This is a genomic window from Vitiosangium sp. GDMCC 1.1324 (genome assembly GCF_003044305.1).
Classification (GTDB): domain Bacteria; phylum Myxococcota; class Myxococcia; order Myxococcales; family Myxococcaceae; genus Archangium.
Map to the genome: position 1 here is coordinate 980,178 of NZ_PZOX01000001.1, position 21,021 is coordinate 1,001,198.

Below are 21,021 nucleotides of genomic sequence, written 5' to 3' on the forward strand. Positions count from 1 at the left end.
GTGAAGCTGCTTCCAGGATGAGAGAGAAACGCTCACCTCGGCCGCTGCGTACGAATGCGCGGTTTTGGCGGATACTTGCAGACGTCGCCCAATGGTTCAACCAGCACCACGAGCGCTCAAGAGCATCTCGGAGCCCCCATTAGCACGGACAGCGTCTGCCAAGGTTCCACGAGGAGACGCTTGAGCACGTGCCGAAGTTGCTCCAGCGTGCGCGTGGCCGTGGCCTCGTCGATCCGGTCGCGCTGCCAGCCGAGCTCGAGCCTCAACGGGGGGCCTGGGATGGCCACCAGCGATAGCGGGTAGGGCCAGCGATCGATGATGCGCAGCGCCTCGACCGAGAAGCCCGGCGCAGCGCGCTCGAGGACGAAGCGGTTGGGGTAGTTCTCGAAGCGCAGGATGCTGTCGAACACGGGGCTGTCGTCCGGCAATCCGGCCCAGCGCCGCACCGCCGAGAGCGGGACATGCTCGAACTGACGTTGCTCCACCTGCTGGGCCTGCAACTCCGCCAGCCATTCGAGGGCGGAGGCGTCCGGTGCCAGCCGCACCCGGGTTGGGAGCGTGTTGATCAGGTGCCCGACCATCTCCTCCACCCCCGGGATGTTCACGGGGCGTGTGGCCGCAGTCACTCCGAAGACGACTTCCTGGGTGCGGTGGTGACTGGCCAGCACCAGCGCCCACGCCCCCTGGACCAGGGTGTTCACCGTGAGCCGGTGCGCCCGCGCCAGCTCCTGGAGCGCTTCCGTGGTGGCTGGCTCGAGCTCGATCGTGTGCTCGGCATATCGCGCATGCTCCGGCAGGAGCGGTCGGTCATTCGGAGGACGGGAGATCGCTGACGGTTCTTTCACGTCCGCCAATACGCGCCTCCAGTACGCCTCGGCGCGCCAGGACTGCTGGCGCTGCAGCCAGGCGACGAGCTCCCGGAAGGGCGGTTGCGGAGGCAACTCCACGGGGGCCCCGCGCGAGAGGGCTCCATACACCGTGAACACCTCTTCCAGCAGCAGGGACATGCTCCAGCCATCGAGCATGCCGTGGTGGCTGCTCCACACGAGGTGGACCGCCTCGGGGGCGAGCTGGACGAACGTGAGCCGCAACATCGGCGGGCGGTTCGCGACGAAGCCTGTCCCTCGGTCCGCCTCGAGCAACTGCTCCAATGCGGCGCGCGCCTCGTCCTCCGTCCGTCCCGTCCAGTCGAGCCACTCGACGGGGAGCACGAGCTTGCGGTGAACGAGCTGGTGGGGCTCGGCCAGCCCCTCCAGCGCCACCGAGCTTCGGAGCGCCGGGTGCCGCTCCATCACCCGCTGGCATGCCGCGACGAAGGCGTCCGGCGAGAAGCGCCCCACCAGCCGGCAGGAGAGCTGGGTGAAGTAGGCCCACGCTCCAGGATGCGCTCGCGTGTGCTCGAACATCTCGCGCTGGCCGAGCACGAGCGGGTACACATCCTCCGCATCGGGCGCGTCCTTCAGTAGGAGTTCGAGAGCTCTCGGCGCCAGACGCGCGAGCGGGAAGCTGGCCGCACGGCCCCGGAGCCCGCCCTCGCGTGCGAGTGCGACGAGTTCCCGCAGCGTCTGGAGGAAGCGCTCCGCGAGCCGCGCGATCGTCTCGGCGCGGTGGCGGGTCTCGCTGTACGTCCAGCCCACCTTCAGCCGGCCACAGTGGATCAGCCCGCTGACCTCGAGCGCGTGAGTGCGCGGAGCCATCGGGCTGACGGTCGGGCCCGGCGACTCCTCCGCGGGCCGGAAAAGGTCGTCACCCGCGAACACCTGATCGAACTGCCCCAGGTAGTTGAACACCACCTGCGCTTCGCTCGTGGGCGCCGCATCCTCGTCCTCCTGGCGCAGGTAGCGCAGGATGCCGAAGTCGATGCCCTGGTTCGGGATGCCCTGGAGTCGATCCTTCACGGACTCCAGCACCTCCAGCAGATCACCGCCCGCGGGCGCTTCGAGCACGACGGGGAAGATCGAGGTGAACCACCCCACCGTCCGCGAGAGGTCCACGTCATCGAACAGTGGCTCCCGACCATGGCCCTCGAGATCCACGAGCCACTTGCGGTCGTTCGTCCAGTGCGCCAGCGCGGACGCGAGCGCCGTGAGCAGGACATCGTTCATCCCGCAGTGGAACGTCTCGAGCACTTCGCGGAGGAGCGCCGACGTCTCCTCCGCGCCGAGCTCCACGGAGTGGGTCCGGGCGTCCGCGACGGTGTCACGGGTGGTCGAGGCCCCGGGTACCTCCTCCGGGAGCCGCGTCACGTTGGAGCGATCCAGCCGGCTCCAGTAGTCGAAGGCGGGAGCGGGTGTGGCCGCGTACTCGTGCAGCCGCCTGGCCCAGTGCTGGTACGAAGTGGTCTTCGCGGGGAGGACGAGCTCGCGGCCCTGTAGAAGTTCCCGGTGCGCCGTCTGGAGATCCTCTAGCAGGACGCGCCAGGAGAAGCCGTCCACGGCCAGGTGGTGGGCGAGGAGCAGCAGGCGTCCCGCCCCGTGGCCGAGGTCGAACCATGCGGCCCGTAGCAACGGACCCTGCTGGAGATCGAGGCTCTCCTGCAGCCGTGCCGCGGTGGCCTCCAGCTCGCGGCGCTGCCGCTCTGGCGGCAGTCCCGAGAGCTCGAACGTGCTTACGACCAGGGCGGGATCCGGTTCGACGCAGCGCTGGGTCCAGCCGTGCTCGGTGGACTCGAAGCGCAGCCGGAGCGCGTCATGGTGGGCAAGGAGCGCCCGGATCGCCGGCTCGAGGAGCGCCGGACGGAAGGGCTCGCGCGTCTCCAGCAGCACGGCCTGGTTGAAGTGGTGGGGCGCGGGTTGGGGCTGACGGAAGAACCATCGCTGGATCGGGGTGAGCGGGACGTCGCCCGTGACCAACCCCTGCTCCGCGGTGATGGCCCCGCCGGTGCCTGCCACCGCCGCGAGCTCCTCGAACGTCTGGTGATCGAAGAGTTGCTTCGGAGTCAGGTGCAGGCCGGCCCGGTTCGCCCGGCCGATGAGCTGCACGGCCAGGATCGAGTCGCCGCCGAGGTCGAAGAAGTTGTCGCGGATGCCGACCCGCTCCAGGCGCAGGACCTCGGCCCCGAGGGAGCACAGCAGGGCCTCCGCATCGCTCCGCGGCGCGACGTAGGTGTCGCGCTTCTCCCGCACGACTGTCTCCGGCGCGGGGAGCGCCGCGCGATCCACCTTTCCGTTCGGTGACAGGGGCAGCGCGTCGAGTTGCACCACCGCCGAGGGGACCATGTGCTCCGGGAGTTTCGCGCGGGCGAGCTGGCGCAGCGCTTCGGGGTCCACGGCCACGTTCTCGTCCGGCACCACATAGGCCACTAGCCGCTTGCTGCCTTCGATGTCCTCGCGAGCGACCGCCACCACCTCGCGGACGTTGGGATTCTGGCCGAGCACGGCCTCGAGCTCTCCCAGCTCGATCCGGTACCCGCGCACCTTCACCTGCTCATCCCTGCGGCCGAGGAAGTCCAGGACTCCATCCGGGAGGCGGCGCACCCGGTCCCCGGTCCGGTAGAGCCGGGCGCCGGGGAGGTCTCCAAACGGATCGGGTACGAAGCGCTCCGCGGTCAGCTCGGGCCGATCGAGGTAGCCGCGGGCCACGCCGTCCCCTCCGATGTAGAGCTCCCCGGGCACGCCCACCGGGACGAGGCGCAGGTGATCGTCGAGCACGTAGAGCCGCGTGTTCGCGATCGGCCGACCGATAGGGATCGAACCCGCGTGGGTGCTCCCCGGCTCGACCTCGTGGATGCAGCAGCCCACCACCGTCTCGGTCGGGCCGTACTCATTGATGAGGCGCGTCCCGGGAGCGTGTGTCCTCCAGGGCTCCAGCATTTCGGCGGTCAACGCCTCCCCGCCAATGACGAGCGCGCGCGTCTGCCCGGCGAGCGCGGTCGCGTCGAGCTGCCGCCCGAGCAGTCTCAGGTGCGTCGGAGTCAGCTTGACCAGGCTGAAGTCCGCCTGCGAGCGGAGCGCCTTCGCCAGTCCCTCCAGCCGGTCGTCCTCCGACACCAGTGTCACCGCGCGCCCCGTCACCAACGGTGCGAGGAGGCTTGTCACCGTCAGGTCGAAGGAGATGGATGAGTGCACCGGCGCTCCCGAACCCTCCGCCACGCGGTACGCACTGGAGCACCAGCCCAGGTAGTTCACCACCCCTCGGTGCTCGATCATCGCCCCCTTCGGTCTGCCGGTGGAACCCGAGGTGTAGAGGACGTACGCCAGGTTCCCCGCGGAGATGGGGAACTCCGGATCCGACGTGTCCTCGTGCTCCAGCGCCTCCTGGTCCGTGTCCAGGCATAGCAGTTGCTCGCCTTGCGAGGGGAGTTCATCGGCGATCCGCTCGCGGGTCACCAGCACCGGGACGCGGGCGTCCTGGAGCATGAAGGCGAGCCGCTCGGCGGGGTAGGTGGAATCGAGCGGGAGGTAGGCGCCGCCCGCCTTGAGGATGCCGAGCAGGCCTACCACCAGTTCCGGGCCGCGTTCGAGGCACAGGCCGACCACCGTTTCGGGGCCGACGCCCATCACCCGCAGGCGCCTTGCGAGCTGGTTCGCCCGCTCGTTCAGCTCGCGGTAGTGGAGCGCGGTGCCCTCGTGGAGGATCGCAAGGGACTCGGGCGTCCGCCGGACCTGCTCCTCGAAGAGCGCATGGACGGAGGTGGCGCGCGGGGGCTCGGTCCGGGTGGCGTTCCACTCGACGACGAGCTGGCGCTCCTCGTCCGGGGACAGGAGCGGAAGCGCGGAGACACGGCAGCCAGGGGCCGTCACCGCGCCGGCCAGGAGCCGCTCGTAGTGCGCGATCATCCGGCGGATGGAGCCCTCCTCGAACAGCTCCGTGCTGTACTCCCACTTGCACTCCAAACCCCGTGGCGTCTCCGCCACGAAGACGGTGAGGTCCAGCTTCGCGGAGGACTGCTCCACCTCCACCGGTTGGATCGTGAGCCCGGGCAGCGACAGCTCCGAGAGCGCCACGTCCTGGAGCAGCAGCTTCACCTGGAAGATGGACGCGTGGCTGCGGCTCCGCTCGGGGTTGATCGCCTTGACCAGCTCCTCGAAGGGCAGGTCCTGGTGGGCGTACGCATCCAGCGCCGTGGCGCGCACCTGCCCGAGCAGCTCCCGGAAGGAGGGGTCCCCCCCGAAGCGGGCGCGCAGCGCGAGCTGGTTGACGAAGAAGCCGATCAACCCCTGGGTCTCGGCGCGGCTGCGGTTCGCCACGTCCGTGCCTACGACGATGTCGTCCTGGCCGGTGTACCGGTGCAGGAGCGCTTGGAACGCCGCCATCATCATCATGAACAGCGTCGCGCCCTCGCGCCGGGCCAGCGCCCGGAGAGCCTCCGCCAGCTCCGCTGGGATGAGGGACCACAGGCTGGCGCCCTCGCCGGTGTGCGTTGCCGGGCGCGGCCGATCCGAGGGCAGCTCCAGGACCTGCGGCGCGCCCGCGAGCTGTCGCCGCCAGTACGAGAGCTGGCCTTCACGCACCTCGCCCTGGAGCCAGCTCCGCTGCCAGATCGCGAAGTCCGCGTACTGGATGGGCAGTTCCGGCAGCGAGGGCTCGGTGCCGGCCACCGCTGCGGTGTAGAGCGCGGCCATCTCCCGCACGAGCACGGTCTCGGACCAGCCATCGGAGATGATGTGATGGAGGGTGAGCAGCAGCACGTGATCGTCCGGGGCCAGCCGCAGCAGGGTGGTCCGTACGAGCGGAGCTCGCGCTAGATCGAATGGCTGCGAGGCCTCCTCCCGCGCCATCCTGGAGATGATCGTCTCGAGTTCGGCGGGCGGGTGCGCCTCGAGCGACACCAGCGGGACGGGGTGGGGCGCGGGGGCGGCGATGACCTGGAAGGGCTGGTCCTCGACCTTCTGGAAGGTGGTGCGCAGCGACTCGTGGCGGCGCACCACTTCGGTGCAGGCGCGCCGGAACGCCTCCACGTCGAGCGGGCCGCGCAACCTGAGCGGCGCCGCCATGTTGTACAGGGGGCTGTTCGGCTCGAGCTGATCGAGGAACCACAGCCGCTGCTGCGCGAATGAGAGGGGAAGCCTCGGGGGACGCGACGCCCTCGGGATGATGGAGCCGGTGGCGGAGGCCATCCGCGCCTCCCGAAGGAAGTCGATCAGCTCCGCCTTGCGGGCGCTCAAGGAGGCGCGCAGCTCCTCGGTGAGCACTCCCTTGGGGGCGCTGCACCGGAGCTGCTCCTGCTCCAGCCACAGCCTCACACCGCGTTGGCGCAGCCCCGTGACCAGCTCGAGGACTCTCACAGCTCCACCTCTTCGCGCTCGGCATCCTCCGGCTCATCCCCGGAGGGAGCCGAGTTCGCCCAGCGGATGGCCTCGATCTTCTCGGCCAGACGGGCCACGGTGGTCAGCTCGAACAGGGACCGGAGCGGCAGCTCGATGCCGAAGAGCTCGCGCAGGCTGGAGTGGGCGCGAACCGCCAGTAGCGAGTGCCCTCCGAGCTCGAAGAAGTCATCCTCGACACCGATCGGTTCGCGAGACAGCACCTCCTGCCAGAGCGCCACGAGCCGCTCCTCCACGTCGGTGCGGGGCGGCGTGAGCGCGCGAGGCTCCTGGGAGGAGGCAGCGTCCGGCATGGGCAGCGCCCTGCGGTCCACCTTCCCGTTGGCGTTCAGCGGCAACGTGGACAGCACGACGAAGGCGGACGGCATCATGTAGTGCGGCAGGTGCTCCTGGAGGAACTCACGCAGGAGGGTGAGGCCCTCGCGGTGGGCGTGTGTGTCGCCTCCTGGCGCGCCGGGCCAAGCCCCCTCGTGTGGCACCACGTAGGCAACGAGCTGCTTGCCGTGGGCGGGAAGCTCTCGCGCCACCACCACGGCCTGTTTCACCGCCGAGTGGCGTGTGAGCACCGCCTCCACCTCGCCGGGCTCCACGCGGTAGCCGCGGATCTTCACCTGGAAGTCCGCCCGGTCGAGGAACTCGATGCTCCCATCCGGGCGGTAGCGGCAGATGTCGCCCGTCTTGTAGAAGCGCGCGCCGCTGACGGCGGAGAACGGATCCGGCAGGAACGCCGCCGCCGTGCGCACGGGATCGTTCAGGTATCCGCGGCCCACTCCGACGCCGCCGATGTACAGCTCCCCCGCGAGCCCGATGGGCACCGGACGCAGCCCCGGATCCAGGATGTACATCGTCAGGTTCGGGAGCGAGTAGCCCACCGGAACGCGCTCTTCGTGCTCCGGTGGTGGCTGGGACACCGTGTAGAGGTTCGTATCGTCCGAGGTCTCCGTGGGGCCGTAGGCGTTGAGCAGCGGCACGCGCGGGTACAGCTTCAGCCACCGCCTGCAGAGCGCGGGCGGGAGCACCTCTCCGGTGGGCATGATCCAGCGGAGCGACGGCATCGGCAGCCGCGCCGGATCCATCAACTCGAGCTGCTCGACCATCGCCGTCAGCAGTGAGGGGACCACCTCGAGGACGGTGATTCCCGTCCGGTCCAGCTCCGAGAGGAAGCTCGCGGGATCCCGCGCCAGCTCGGTGTCGAGGATCTGGACCCGCGCTCCCACCAACAGCGGCGCGAGGAACTGCCAGACCGAGATGTCGAAGCACTGCGTGGCCGTCTGCGCCATGACGTCCGACGGTGTCATCCGCAGGAAGTCGATCATTCCGCGCAGGTGGTTGATCTTCCCGGCGTGCTCCAGCATGGCGCCCTTGGGAGTGCCAGTGGAACCGGAGGTATAGATGACGTACGCCAGGTCCCGCCCGTGGCTGCGGCGCGGCGGATCGTCAGCTGGGGCCCGGCGCTCCAGCAGCTCTGGGATCTCCAGTGCGCGCGGTCGGGCTTCAGCGGGCAGGAGCGCGAGCGCCGCGTCGAGCAGCGCGCGACGCTCTCGGGACACCACCACCACCGGAGCCCGGCTCTGCCCCAGGATCTGCGCCAGTCGCTCGGCGGGGTGGCCTGGATCCAGCGGGAGGTACGCACCGCCCGCCTTGAGGATTCCGACGATTGCGGCGAGGAAGTCCACGCCTCGGTCGCCGAGCAGCGCGACGACGGTATCCGGGCCCACGCCCTCGGTGATGAGTGGATGCGCCAGCTGGTTCGCCCGGGCGTTGAGCTCGCGGTAGGTGAGCTGGTCGGCGCGGTGGGTCACGGCGATCGTGTCCGGGGTCCGCGCGACCTGCTCCTGGATCAGCTCCTGAATGGATTTGTCGAAGGGATGGTCCGCCCGTTGCCGGTTCCAGTCGATCAGGACCCGATGGAGCTCGGCGTCCGAGAGCATGGAGAGCTCTCCCAGGCGCCGCTCGGGGTCGTGGGCCAGCGCCTCGAGCAGTCGGGCGTAGTGCTCCAGCAGTCGCTCGAGCGTCGCGTCGTCGAGCCTCTGGCGATCATAGCTCGCCACGAAGGTGAAGGCGGGGCCGGGGACGACGTCGATGTCGAGGATGTAGTTGGTGAAGTCGTGGGTCTCGACGTCCGTGACGGTGGCGCCTCCGTCCGGCGGCGGCTCGGCGCGGGAGAAGGGGAAGCTCTCGAAGACGAGCAGCGTCTCGAAGAGGTTCTGGCCGCGCGGTACCTCGCTCCAGCCGTGGATCTGCACGAGCGAGCTGTACTCGTACTGGCGCGCCTCGGCCTGTTCCCGCTGGAGTTGTTGGAGGTACGACAGCGCGAGGGCATCCGGATCGACCCGCGTCCGCACCGGCTGGGTATTGATGAACATCCCCACCATGGAGTGCGAGCCCTCCAGGCTGGCGGGACGTCCGGCCACCGTGGTGCCGAAGACGACGTCCGATTGGCCGCTGTAGCGGCTGAGGAGGAGCGCCCAGGCCCCTTGGAAGAGGGTATTGGGCGTCAGCGCGTGCGTGCGGGCAAGCGCGCGGAGTCGCTCCGAGGTCTCCTCGGACAGCGCGAGGGAGGAGCGCCCGTGAGAAGGCCCCTCGCCCGTCGCGGCCCGTGCGACCGGCAGGGGCGTGGGCGCGGAGAACCCGGCCAGCTGCTTGCGCCAGAAGTCCTCTGCCTGCTCGACCGATTGTTGTTTGATCCAGGCGATGTAGTCGCGGTAGGGGCGCGTGACGGTGCGCGCAGGGGGCTCGCCCCGGACGAGCGCGTGATACGCGTCGAGGCACTCCTTCAGCAGCAGCCCGAGCGACCAGCCGTCCAGCAGCAGGTGGTGGCAGCTCCAGACGAACGTGTGTGTCCGAGGGCCGGTACGCGCGAGCAGCAGCCGCATGAGCGGCGTTTGGCCGAGCGCGAACCCGCGCCGGCGATCCTCCTCGAGCAGGCTCGCCACCTCACGGCGTTGTGCCTCCGGTGTGAGGTGGCTCCAGTCCCGCCGGGTGAGCGGCACGGAGACGGAGCGGTGGACGACCTGCAGCGGCTCCTCCAGTTCCTCCCAGGTGAACGAGGTGCGCAGCGCGGGTTGTCTGTCGAGGACGTGCTGCCACGCCGCCTCGAAATGCGCCAGCTCCACGGCACCCTCGAGCGTGCAGGTGATCTGGAGGAGGTGCTGCCCGGCCTCGGGGGCGTACAGGCTGTGGAAGAGCATCCCCTGTTGCAGGGGCGAGAGAGGATAGAGGTCTTCGATGGCGTGCTGTGTCACAGGAGCGGGCATGCGAGAGGTACCGTTCTTTTATGGGCAGTTCAATCGATGGTGCCGAAGTGGCCGCGCGCCCAGGCCACGCGCTCGTCGAGCCGGCGCGTCATCCGGTAGAGCGCTGGAATGAAGCCCAGGCGGGGCCACGCTCGGGAGGCGGTCAGGTTCGTCGAACGCCAGTCGGTGATGCAGGAGCGGAACCCCATGTGTCGGGCCTCTTCCAGGCCGCAAGCGAACAGCGCACGGCCGATCCCGCGGCGGCGGAACTCCTCGCGGGTGACGCCCACGGTGAAGCTGACGCTCTCCGGAGGAGTCAGCAGATCGTCGGCGGTCCGTTCGGCCGGGCTGAAGATGGCGAACCCGAGCAGCCGACCGGCTTGCTCCGCGAGCCAGATGCGATCGGCCTCCCCCTGGAGCAGCTCCGTGTAGTCCTGCGGCCAGTCCTCGGAGAACTCGGGCAGGTACGGCGCGAAGACCGGTGACTCGCGCTGGTGCTCCGAGACGAGCCCCGCCACTTCCAGGAGTCGGCCCAGATCCTCCATTCCCGCGCGGCGGAGCCGCATGCCCTGCTCCGGGGCGCCAGATGGGGACTCCACTGCGTCCAGGGACCGGAGCGCGTGGACCTGCTCGTGCCCGAAGCCGAGGTTGCTCCAGGCCTCGATCGCGGGGCGATCACTGGCCGGGAGGAGGGCGACATGGGCGAAGCAGCCGGCCTGGACCCACTGCCTGGCGAGGGTCGCGTACAGCTCGCGGTACACCTCGGGGCTCGCTCCGGGCGCGAGCGCGTGGCCGGGGGCGAACAGCCAGGCGGAGCGCCCCCATGTGGTGTCGATCCGCAGCGTCCCGAGCGCGAAGCCGATGAGTCGCCCACCCTGGAGCGCGGCGAAGCCGCTCGTGCGCGGCCGCTTTCGGAGTGCTTCCAGGATCCGCCGCGCCTCGGCGGGCTCCTCGGGCGCGGCGGGTAGCAGGGGGTGCGCGGCCCGATGGGCGCGGTGCCGCAGGGCGAGCAGCGAGGAGGCCTCGTCCAGGTGCTCGTTCATGAAGGGGACCAATTCCATGGCGCTCACTCCATGGGCTGCGTCAGCGCCACACGCACCAGGCGCATCGCCTGCTCGAGCAGCTTCGGATCGTCCGACGGGAAGCGGTAGGGGAAGCGATAGCGCGCGCGCATCGCCGCCACGCGGCTGGAGATCTGCTCTGCGGGCTGCGTCTGGCGGATCGCCGCCACGAAGAGCTCGGCGAGCTCCTCCATGTCGTCGGCGACGAGCCCGTGGTACGTGGGCTCATTCAGGCCTGCCCGGAGCACCGGCTCCGAGATCCCGGGCAGCGACGGATAGGCATTGGTGCGGATGCCCGCGTCGAACAGCCGCTGGCTCGCGGAGAACGCGTCCACCCCGGACGTTCGCGTCCGGATCCAGAGCTGATGGCCGGCCGAGAAGCCGCGCTCCTTGCCCTCGAGCTCCAGCCCGAGGCGATCGAGCGCGGCGCCGAAGCGCCGGGTGTTCACCACCACCTGGGCGGCGTACTGCTCACCGTGGCAGTGCTTGAACTCGAGCAGCGCCAACGCCAGGCTGATGGTCGCGCCGAAGTGGTGGCTGCTCACCATGTACTGCTGGGTCGCCCGGAAGCGCTCGAAGAGCTCCCGTCGGTTGGTGGCGAAGAGGGCCTTCTGTGGCCCCGGGAACGTCTTGTGGGTGGAGCCGCCGAACGAGTCGGCACCCGCCGCGAGCGGGTTGAGGAGCTGGCGGCCGAGCACCAGGCCCATCCAGTGGCTCGCGTCGATGTGGAGGAGGGTGCTCGGGGCCTCGTGCCGGACGATGCGGGCGAGCCGCTCGACGTCCAGGGGGAACAGCGCGTTGGACTGGTCGATGTAGACGAGCCCTGGCTGGCGTGCTCGCAGCGTCTCGGCGAGCTGTGTCTCATCGATGGTATGTGCGTCGGGGCCGGTCGCGTAGCAGACCTTCAATCCCAGCCGGGCGGCGACGCTCGCGGTCGCGTAGTGCCCGCCCTGGGCTCGTGACAGCAGCATCACCTCCGAGCCAGGAGGGCCGCCCAGGGCCGACAGCGTCAGGGTCATCAGGTTCAACCCGGACAGCGCGCGCACGTTGACGAACTCGGCGCCCGCCAGCTCGCGAAGCAGCGGCCTGGCCAGCTCGGTCTCCAGCGACGCCAGCTCCTCCACGCCTCGGAACTCCCAGGGCTCCTCCGCCGCCCCGTCGTTGAAGAAGTAGCGGTGGTACGGATCGAGCAGCATCGGCAGCTTGGCCAGCGCCGACATGCTGTTCTCGCTCGGCACCATGTTCAGGATGCGCGCGGCGCGCAGCTCGTGCTGCTCGAGACGCGTCAGGATCTCCGAGATTTGTTGCAAGTCCACGAACAACCTCCACTGTGCAATCCTAGCTTCATGTGCCGGGCGGTGGGCTCCGGCTCGCTCTCGCGCTGGCTGCGCCGCGTCGAAGGGATCGGAGTTGCCTGGGCGCGGCGCGAGTGGGATCGGTATTTGCACGGCCCGCGCGTGGACGACAGCGTGTGGAGGTATTCGAGGTGGTGATGAATGGCTGAATCGACACTGCGGGGAGGACTCCCGCTCGGGGATGCTCCCACCCTGGACAGGGCAGAGGACCGCCGTACCTCCCTCCTGCTGCACGAGCAGGTCGAGGCGCAGGCCCGGCACACGCCGGACGCCATCGCGATCTGGTCCGAAGAGGGCGAGGTGTCCTATGGGGAGCTGGATGCTCGCGCCAACCGGCTCGCCCACCACCTGCGGCGGCTTGGGGTGGGGCCCGAGTCCATCGTGGGGCTGCACGTCCCGCGCTCCATTGACATGATCATCGGTGTGCTCGGGATCTGGAAGGCGGCGGGCGCCTATCTGCCGCTCGATCCGGAGTATCCGGCGGAGCGCCTGACGCGCTTCCTCTTGGACGCGCGCGCGGATGTGCTGGTGACCTCTGGCTCCGAGGCCACTCGGTGGGAGTGGGGTGCCCACCGCGTTGTCGATCTCGGGAAGGAGGCGGCTCGGCTCTCTTCCGAACCCGACTCTCCGCCCTCCAGCGAGCTCACCGCCGATCATCTGGCCTACGTCATCTACACGTCAGGCTCCACGGGGAGCCCGAAGGGCGTGATGGTGTCGCACCGGGCGGTGGCCAACCACCTGCGCTGGCGCCAGGAGACCTATCCCCTCGGGGCAGGAGACGCGTTCCTGCAGAAGGCCTCCCTGAGCTTCGACATCTCGGTCTGGGAGATCTTCGCGCCGCTGATCGCTGGAGCGCGTCTGGTGCTGGCCCGGCCGGGCGGACAACGCGACTGCGGCTACCTGGTCGATCTGATCGCACGGCAGGGCGTCTCCGTCGCGCACTTCGGCCCCACGCTGCTGCGGTGGGTGTTGGAGGAGCCGGACCTGGAGCGCTGCGTGTCGCTGCGGCACATCTTCTGCGGCGGCGAGGTGGTCCCGGTCTCCCTGTGCGAGCGGCTGCTGGCGCGGGTGCCGGCGCGGCTTCACCACCAGTACGGGCCCACCGAGGTGACCATCGACGCGTCCTGCTGGGACTGCCTCCCGGGGGAGACGCGCCCTTACGTACCGCTGGGAGAGCCCGTGGCGGAGACGCGGCTCTACGTGCTGGACGAGCGGGGCCACGTCGCCGGGCCGGGGGAGGCAGGGGAGCTCCTCATCGGGGGCGTGGGCCTGGCTCGGGGATACCTCCGGCGCCCGGACCTCACTGCCGCCGCCTTCGTTCCGGATCCATTCAGTGCGGAGCCGGGTGCGCGTCTGTACCGCACGGGAGATCTCGTGCGCCGGATGCCGGATGGGACGTTGCAGTTCCTCGGCCGCCGCGATCATCAGGTCAAGGTCCGCGGCTTCCGCATCGAGTTGGGCGAGATCGAGGCAGCTCTGGCTGGCCACCCCGGGCTCCGCGAGGCGGTGGTGGTGGCGCGCGACGGAGAGGAGGGCGAGAGCCGCCTGGTGGCCTATGTCGTCCCCGCGAGGGATGCGCCCGAGCCGCTCGAGCCCTCGGCGGTGCGGGCGTTCCTCGAGCGCTCCCTGCCGGACTACATGATCCCGGCGTTCTTCGTCCGGCTGGACGCGCTTCCGCTCACCCCGACAGGGAAGGTGGATCGCCGCGCGTTGCCAGCGCTATCGGAGCTCAACCGTCTGGCGCCGGCCCGCCCCCATGAGGCGCCGCGGGACGAGCTGGAGGCGAGCCTGTCCCGACTCTGGGGCGAGGTGCTGCGCATCTCGCTCCCGGGGCGTGACGAGCACTTCCTGGAGCTGGGAGGGGACTCCATCCTCGCGATCCGGATCGCCGCGCGCCTTCGCGAGGCCGGCTACTGGTGCCGCCCCTCGCAGCTCTTCAGTCATCCCAGCATCGCGGAGCTGGCCAGGGTGCTGCGCGCGGCTGCTCAGGGGCCCTTGGAGGACGCGGGGACGCGGGGGCGCGCGTCCGAGGTGGAGACGGAGCCCTATCCACTGTCGCCCATGCAGGAGGGGATGCTCTTCCACACGCTGCTCACGCCCGGGTCTCGCGTGTACCACGAGCAGTTGGAGTTCGAACTCCGTGGGCCGCTCGTGCCAGAGCTTTTCGAGCGTTCTTGGCGCGAGGTGGGGGCTCGTCATCCGGGCTTGCGGACGTGCTTTCAGTGGGAGGGGCTCTCCGCTCCGCGCCAGGTCGAGGCGCGGGAGCTCCCGCCGGTCGAGTGGTGGGATTGGCGCGCTCAGGAGCCGCTCCCGTTCGAGGAACGACGCCAGCGCTTCCTCGCGGAGGATCGGGCGCGCGGGTTCACACTCACGGACGCGCCGCCGGTGCGGCTGACGGTGGTCCGGCTGGCCGAGGCACGGTACTGGGTCGTCTGGAGCCTGCATCACCTCGTCTTCGACGGCTGGAGCGCGGCGCTCGTGCTGGGTGAGCTCTTCGCCACCTACGCGGCGCTCCGGGCCGGGATGCGCCATGAGCCGCCCCCGGTCCGGCCATACCGGGACTTCGTGCGCTGGATCCGCTCGCGTGACTTCTCTTCGGAATCCTCGTTCTGGCGGGGAACTCTGGGCCCTGGCTCCACCCCGACACCATTGAGCGTGGATCGCCGTCCCACCAGCCGCGTGTCGGAGCCGGACGCGGCGCTGTCGCTGCGGATCGCTCCAGAGCGAACTGCTCGGCTCAAGGCCCTCGCGGGGCGCCACCGGCTCACATTGAACACGCTGCTGGCGGGAGCGTGGGCGGTGCTCCTGGGGCGCTACAGCGGCCAGCGCGAAGTGACGTTCGGACTGGCGGTGTCCGGGCGTTCCATCGAGATGGATGGCGTGGAGGGCATCGTCGGGTTGCTGCTCAACACGTTGGCCGTAAGGGTGGAGGTGCCCTCCCAGGCCTCTGTCGTGGACTGGCTCCGAGCGCTCCAGGCTCGACTCACCGGACTCCTCGCGCACGAGCAGACGCCGCTCACCGAGGTCCAGCGGTGGTGCGGCGGCAAGCCCGGTGAGGCGCTGTTCGAGAGCCTGCTCGTCTTCGAGAACTACTCCGCGGAGGCGGCATGCTGGAGCCCACCGGACACGGGGCTCGTCGTGGAGCGGCGCTTCGGAGCAGCGCGCTCTCCCTATCCGCTGACGATCACGGCGCGTCCGGGTGAGTCGCTCGAGCTGTGGGCCGCCTACGAGCGCGCCCGGTTCAGCGACGAGGCGATCCAGCGCTTGTTGGGACACCTGGAGCAGTTACTCCACACGCTGACGGAGGGAGGCTCCAAGGCGCTGGCCTCTTTGGAGATGCTGGCCGGGGAGGAGCAGTCTGGGTTGCTGGAGCGAGGCAGGGGGCCGAGGGTGGCGCCGCCGGACGATGCCGATCTCCCCGCGCTCTTCGAAGCCCAGGTGGCGCGCACCCCGGAGGCGGTGGCGGCGATCTTCCGGGACGAGCGGGTGACGTACCGGGAATTGGACGCGCGCGCGAACCAGCTCGCCCACCTGCTGCGGCGCCATGGCATTGGTCCGGAGGCGCGGGTGGGGCTCTGTCTCTCGCGCTCGCTGGAGATGCTGGTCGCGGTGCTGGGCGTGCTGAAGGCGGGCGGAGCGTATGTCCCGCTGGATCCGGACTACCCGGCCGAGCGGACGGCCTACATGATGGCGGACTCGGGAGTCACCGTGCTGTTGGCGCAGACCGCGGTGCACGACCGACTCCCCCCGGGGGAGGCGCGGGTGATTCTCCTCGAGCAGGTTCGCGCCGAGCTGGCCGCGTTGCCCACCACGCCGCCTCCGCGGACGGCGCTCACGGCCCGGTTGGTGTACGTCCTCTACACCTCCGGCTCCACCGGACGCCCCAAGGGCGTGATGGTGACGCACCGGAACCTGCTCAACTTCCTTCGGTCGATGCGGCGTGAGCCGGAGCTGTTGCCGGAGGATGTGGTGGTCGCGCTGACCTCGCTCTCCTTCGACATCGCGGGGCTGGAGCTCTTCCTGCCGCTGGTCGTGGGGGCTTGCGTGGTGATCGCGCCGCAGGAGTGGCAACGTGACGGAGCGCTCCTGGCCGCGGGGCTGGCCAGGTGCGGCGCGACGGTGGTGCAGGCCACGCCGACCACCTGGCAGATGCTGTTGCAGTCCGGGCCCGAGGTGGGCCAACGGCTGCGCGCCTTCTGTGGTGGGGAGGCCATGTCCCGTTCGCTCGCCCGCGCGCTCGAGGAGCGGGCCGTGAGCGCCTGGAATCTATACGGCCCCACCGAGACGACCATCTGGTCCACGGTGGAGCGCCTCCGGGGCGGGGACTCTGAACCCTCGCTTGGACACGCCATCGACAACACCGAGCTCTACATCCTCGACGCGGCTGGGCACCCGGTTCCGGTAGGTGTCTCGGGTGAGCTGTTCATCGGCGGCGCGGGGGTGGCTCGGGGGTACCTCGGCCAGCCGGCGCTCACAGCGGAGCGCTTCGTTCCCGATCCCTTCTCCGCCACGCCGGGCGCGCGCCTGTACCGCACCGGCGATCTCGTGCGCTGGCGGGAGGGTGGGGGGCTCGAGTTCCTCGGGCGCATCGATCATCAGGTGAAGGTGCGCGGCCACCGCATCGAGCTGGCCGAGATCGAGGCGACGCTCGTGGGGCATCCCTCGGTGGAGCAGGTGGTGGTCGTCGCCCGGACGCACGCCGCCGAGGATGTGCGGCTGGTGGCGTACTTCATCCCGAGGGTGGAGCAGCAGGTGGAGGGCGTGGAGGCGCTGCGCCAATGGGTCTCGGCGCGGCTGCCCGGGCCGATGGTGCCTTCGATGTTCGTCCCCTTGGCCAGCTTCCCGCTGACGCCGAACGGTAAGATCGATCGCCGCGCGCTGCCGGCGCCGGTCTGGGGAGCCTCCCTGGGAGGCACAGCCGCGCACGCTCCGCCTCGGAGCGCCACCGAGCGCGCCGTGGCGGCGCTTTGGCTCGAGCTTCTAGGCGGGGGGGAGACGCCCGGCGCCTTCGACAGCTTCTTCGCGCTGGGGGGGCACTCGCTGCTGGCGGTCCGGTTTGCCGTGCGGGCGCGAGCCACCTTCGGGGTCGCGCTGTCGCTCCAGGCGCTGCTCGAGGATCCGACCGTTGCTGGGATGGCGGCGGTCATCGACGCGGCGCTCGCGCGGTCGCCAGTGTCGAGAGGCGAGGCGGAGGTGGATCTGATGGCCGAGGCGGTGCTGCCATCGGAGATTGATCCTCGCGGCGCGGCTCCCATGAGGTTGCGTCCTCCTCGGCACCTTCTCCTCACCGGCGCGACCGGCTTCGTCGGAGCCTTCCTGCTGAAGGAGCTCTTGGACGGGCAGCCCGCGCGTGTCCACTGTCTCATCCGCGCCGCGGGGAGGGAGGAGGCGGGGGTCAAGCTGGAACGGCGGCTCCGCGCCTACGGCCTCTGGGAGGATCGCTTCCGGGATCGGATCGAACCCATTCCTGGCGATCTGTCTAAGCCCGGGCTGGGGCTCTCTCCCACGCAGCTTGGAGCGCTCGCCGAGCGGATCGACGCCATCTATCACTGCGGCGCGGTGGTGAGCTTCCTCCTGCCGTACCGGGAGATGAGAGCAGCCAACGTGCATGCGACGCAGGCACTTCTGGAACTCGCGTGTCGGGGACGGCTGAAGCCGCTCCACCACGTGTCCACGCTGTCCGTCTTCCCTCCTCACCTGCGCTGGGGAGGGGGGCTGCTCGCGGAGGAGGATGGGCTCGAGGGGGCGACAGGCTTCCGCACGGGCTACGCGCAGAGCAAGTGGGTGGCGGAGAGGTTGGTGGCGCAGGCGCGCGACCGGGGTGCGCAGGTGGCCATCTACCGCCTGGGCAACGTGGCTGGCCACAGCCGGACGGGTGCCTGGAACACCACGGACTTCGTCTCCCGGACCCTGAAGAGTTTCATCCAGCTCGGGAGCACGCCGGTGCTGGATGGGACGCTGGATCTGCTACCGGTGGACTTCGTGGCGAAGGCGATCACGCACCTGTCGCGCGAGCCCCGGTCACTTGGGCGGACGTTCCACTTGAGCCATCCGCGACCGGTGCCGGCCTGGCACCTGCGCGACTGGCTGGCGTCCCTGGGCTATCGGCTGCGCAGCGTGTCCCAAGCCGAGTGGCTCGACGAGCTGCGGCGGGATACCGAACGTCGGGATCACAACGCCCTCTTCGCGCTCGCGCCTCTGCTCGATGTGCCGGGCGAAGGGGGGCCTCTGAAGCTGTTCTCGTCTTGGGGACACGTGGATCACCGGAACACGCGGGAGGGACTGGAGGGCAGTGGCATCGAATGCGTGCCGGTGGACTCGTCCCTCTTGCGTACCTACATCCAGTACTTCGTCGAGAGCGGCTTCCTCAGTGCGCCCGGGCGGTAGCTGAACGTGCCGGACGCATCTCACCTGGTGGTTCATCGCCGCGTGCGCCACCAGTCGCCGACAAGAGCACCACGGCCGTAGCGTGCCCACGGCCGCGGCTCGTACGCGTGCCACGTCCGGCACTTCACCGGAAGTAGCTCTTGGAGATGTCCACCGAGTACCCCAGTTCCAGCGTGGGCGCGGAGGCCGCCACGAGGTACTGGCGGAAGTGGAGCACCTTGCCTGGCAGTGGCGTCTGGCCCTCCAGCGTGTCATTCGCCTCCGCCGTTTCGTACTCCTCCATGCTGCCGCCCTCGCGCCGGTAGTTGAAGACGGCCGGGAAGTGCGCTCGGGCCTGGACCGTGGCCACCGGCCAGGACACGCGGGGCAGTGCCAGCTTCAGCCGGCCGGACAGGTGGAAGACTCCGAGCTCCCGCGCGAGCACCACCTCCAGCGAGGCCTGTGTCTCCCCGAACCGCGTGGGGGCCACCTTCAGCTTCAACCGGCCGTCCTTCTCGCTCGGGACGAGCGGGACCGAGTCGAGGAGCACCCGCTCCAGGCGGTGGCCCTCGGGAAGCTCCAGCTCGAGCTCCTGTTCGCGATCCAACCGCAGCGCGTAGCGCACGCGCACCGTGGCCTTGCCTTCCAACGTGGAGACCCAGGAGGCCTGGGCCTCGGGGATGCTCGGCTCCATGGGTGGGCGCACCACCTGGCGGGCCAGCGTCGGCGCGACGGCCGTGCGCCAGCCGATCCGCAGCACGCCCTGCCGGGGGTACACCTCGGAGTCCCCGCCTCCAGAGGCGGGCGGTTCGGTCAGGGTGAAGGCCGCGGCGTCCGCTTCCAACCGGAGCGGCACCGGCGCGACGTGGGAGCCGAAGCGCAGCTGCACCTGGCGCTCGGGGCCGCTTCCCGTGGACCGCAGCACGAGGCTGACGTCGAAGGCGTAGCGGCCGGGCTCACGCGTCACCAGGCTCAACTGATCCTCCAGCGCGCCCACCGTGGCGTTGTCCAGCGTGGGCAGCTCGGTCAGGTACGTACCCGCGTCGAGCTGCAGCAGCCGCACCTGCGTCCAGCGCCCGCTGGCGAGGACCTGCACCTCGAAGTGGGCATCCACCACCAGGGCATCCGCGGTGAGGCGTCCCTTGAGCTGGCTCTTCACCACCAGCGCATCCGTGGGGGGCGCGGGGGGCGTCTGCTCCGTGTGCTTCGCGTACAGCGGGAGCAGCTCCTGGAGCGGCACCGTCGCCGAGCCCGAGGGTGTCTCCGAGGTGCCGGGCGTTCCAGCCGAGGCGGTCAACAGCAGTCCGAGCATGAGAGAAGAGGTCCACATGGTTCACCTCGCTTCCTGGGGGGAGGGGGAATGCGGCGGTTCGCCGCCGGGTGGGAGATCCGAGAGCAGGGCGCGCACGCTGGCGCGGGTGGAGAGGGCCATCAGGCCGAGCAGGGCCGCGAGGATCTCCAGGGTGTAGATGAGGCCGGTGTAGCCCTGGAGGATGACGGCGGTGGTGGGCACCACGAGGGTGGCGCCCCAGACGCCCGCGAGCCGGGAGGGCCGCTCGCCGGGGAAGAGGCGCCTGGCGTAGACGACCATCGCGGCGCCGAGGCCCAGGGTGGCCAGCACATAGGCCACGTAGAAGTTCATGAAGGCCGCCAGGTAGGCGAGCAGCACGAAGAAGAAGCCGTAGGTGGCGGCGAGCAGGTACGACTCATGGAAGGCGAGCGGCCTGCGATGGCGGATGCTGAAGGCGGCCAGCAGGGCCATCAGTCCGAGGAAGGGCACCCAGGCCCGGCGCGCCATGGTGGAGACGACGTTGTCGTAGGCCTCCTCCGAGGGGAGGATGACGCCGAGGTTCACGCCGGACTCGAGCGACTGGAAGGCCCAGTCGAGCGCCACCGTGTCGCGTCCGGGCTCCACGGTGCTGGCCGCGAGCACCTGGGGTGGGTAGTCGTAGTTCTCGCCGCCCTCGACGGCGAGGTGCAGCCGCACGTCACGGGCCGGCAGTGCCGGATCCAGCTTGTAGAGGAAGGACTCGAGGCCCCGAGCGCGGTAGCGGATGGAGAAGTTGTGCGTGGCGCCCTGGGGGATGCGGCCCGTCCAGACGAGGCGGTTGCCGGACTCGCCGAGGTCCAGGTCCGACTCGGCGCCATTGACGAGGAACTGCAGCTCCGAGAGGAGCACCTGGGACTTGTCCACCTCGATGGGGAAGATGAAGGCCACGTCGATGTCGTGGCCCTCGCGGTTGACGACGGCGTAGTCGGCGGAGAGGGTGAAGTCGAAGCCGGAGAAGTAGCGCAGGCCGCGCTTGCGGTAGTTCATCCGGGCCTGCACCTGCACGTGCTGCTTGTCGAAGGGCAGGGGCTTGAGCTCGGTGAAGATGGTGCCGCTCTGCACGTAGCGCAGCGAGGGCGCTGGCTGCACGACGGGGGCGCCCCAGCGCTCCTCGACGTCGTGGGCGAGCTCCGAGTTGGCGAAGTCGGTGCGATCCGTCACCTGGCTGGCGATGACCGCGGTGGCGAAGACGACGATGAAGAGGCTGCCGAAGACGTGGTGGCGGACGAGCCACGCGAACGCCCGCCGGACCGGCGAGGCATGCGGGCGCGGTGGAGGAGGCGTGGGGTGGAGGGTGTCTGGGCTCATGGGCCCAGAGTGGGGCAGGGGGGTGCAACGCGAATGGATGCCCCGTGCACTTCCCCAGGAATGTTCGTGCAGGAATTGTGGAGAGGCTGGCTCGCGAGG

General features: G+C 70.0%; 7 protein-coding genes. 1 reads left to right on the plus strand and 6 read right to left on the minus strand.

The features are described 5' to 3' along the window. Positions 1-116: 116 nt before the first annotated feature. The 4 genes from DAT35_RS03750 to DAT35_RS03765 are packed head-to-tail and all read right to left on the minus strand — an operon-like array spanning position 117 to position 11,879. Positions 117-6,227: a non-ribosomal peptide synthetase gene (locus DAT35_RS03750; RefSeq protein WP_108065464.1), complete on the minus strand. Its 6,111-nt coding sequence runs from the start codon at positions 6,225-6,227 to the stop codon at positions 117-119. Further along, complete coding sequence (locus DAT35_RS03755) at positions 6,224-9,523, minus strand: non-ribosomal peptide synthetase (protein WP_108065465.1); 3,300 nt, start codon at positions 9,521-9,523, stop codon at positions 6,224-6,226. The genes DAT35_RS03750 and DAT35_RS03755 overlap by 4 nt, the downstream gene beginning before the upstream one ends. Before the next feature lie 29 nt (positions 9,524-9,552). Next, a complete protein-coding gene (locus DAT35_RS03760) occupies positions 9,553-10,563 on the minus strand; it encodes a GNAT family N-acetyltransferase (protein ID WP_108065466.1) in 1,011 nt (336 codons plus the stop codon). A gap of 5 nt (positions 10,564-10,568) precedes the next feature. Then, positions 10,569-11,879, minus strand: coding sequence for a hypothetical protein (locus tag DAT35_RS03765; RefSeq protein WP_108065642.1), 1,311 nt, complete (start codon positions 11,877-11,879; stop codon positions 10,569-10,571). Positions 11,880-12,059: 180 nt separating this feature from the next. On the opposite strand from DAT35_RS03765, the gene DAT35_RS03770 reads away from it, so the two are divergent. Then, positions 12,060-18,305, plus strand: coding sequence for a non-ribosomal peptide synthetase (locus DAT35_RS03770; RefSeq protein WP_108065467.1), 6,246 nt, complete (start codon positions 12,060-12,062; stop codon positions 18,303-18,305). A 124-nt stretch (positions 18,306-18,429) separates the two neighbouring features. Here the strand turns inward: DAT35_RS03770 and DAT35_RS03775 are convergent, their stop codons facing one another. Together DAT35_RS03775 and DAT35_RS03780 are read right to left on the minus strand one after the other, a co-directional pair. Next, the gene (locus DAT35_RS03775; RefSeq protein ID WP_108065468.1) at positions 18,430-19,614 is read right to left on the minus strand and encodes a hypothetical protein; all 1,185 of its coding nucleotides are present in this window, start codon (positions 19,612-19,614) and stop codon (positions 18,430-18,432) included. Between the two features lie 3 nt (positions 19,615-19,617). Then, complete coding sequence (locus DAT35_RS03780; protein ID WP_108065469.1) at positions 19,618-20,922, minus strand: hypothetical protein; 1,305 nt, start codon at positions 20,920-20,922, stop codon at positions 19,618-19,620. Positions 20,923-21,021 lie beyond the last annotated feature (99 nt).